The 847-nt window shown below is 73.1% G+C and carries 1 protein-coding gene; it reads right to left on the bottom strand.

Going from position 1 to position 847, the window contains the following annotated elements:
- Positions 1-639, bottom strand: a 639-nt coding sequence (locus FV228_RS31155) for a DUF3772 domain-containing protein (RefSeq protein ID WP_246694104.1), incomplete at its 3' end; no start/stop codon positions are given.
- Between the last annotated feature and the right edge of the window lie 208 nt (positions 640-847).

Here is an 847-nt window from a genome sequence, read left to right as displayed (position 1 = left end):
GCGCAACATCGCCCCCCGGGCGTCCCGCCGGGCCGCCCGGGGGGCGATGTTGCGCCGCCCGAAATACAGCGCGATCGAGATCCCGAAGGCGAGCCCCAGGAACAGCAGGTTGCCGATGCTGCCGTTGCGGGAGAACAGCAGCCCGATATCCGATACGGCGCTCTGCAGGGAGCGCGTGTCCCGCGGCACGTCGGCCATGACCTTGCTCCAGAGGCCCGGCCCGACCAGGGGCTGCGAGCGCTGGAACAGGTCGCGGGTGAACGATTCGCGCCGGCGGTTCGAGACCCGGTCGACGATCTGGTCGCCCTGCACCTGCAGGGAGCGGGCGAGGCGCTGGGTCTCGTCGATGCGGGCGACGGCGGCTTCGCGCTCCACCCGCTGCTCGGCGACGTCCGGACTCTCCGGGGTGTCCTTGGGCTTCGGGCCGAGCTGGGTCAGCCGCTCGCGCGCCGCCTCGAGCGGCGTGTCGAGCCGGGTGATCAGCGCGCGGATCTCCTCGGTGACGGTCGCGGCGCTGTCGCGGATCGCAGCCAGGTCCGTCGGGGTCAGGTCGGGATGCCCCAGTTGCTTCTCGCGGGCCTCGAGCTCGGCCTTGGCGGCGTCGAGCTGGGCCCGGACCGCCTTGAGCGGCTCGGACATCTGGGGCTGGGGCGCGGCGGGCTTCTGCGCAGCGGGCTTCCCGTCCGTCCCCTTGCCGTCCGCCCCTTTGGCATCCGCAGGTTTGGCCTCGCCCCCCTTTGTATCGGCAGGTTTGGCTTCGGCAGGCTTGGCTTCGGCAGGCTTGGCTTCGGCAGGCTTGCCCTCCGCGGCCTGTCCGGCGGGGATCCCGCCCTGCGCCGCGGCCGGC

It is taken from the genome of Methylobacterium sp. WL18, assembly GCF_008040015.1.
Classification (GTDB): Bacteria; Pseudomonadota; Alphaproteobacteria; order Rhizobiales; family Beijerinckiaceae; genus Methylobacterium; species Methylobacterium mesophilicum.
This window is presented reverse-complemented; position numbering and strand designations above follow the sequence as displayed.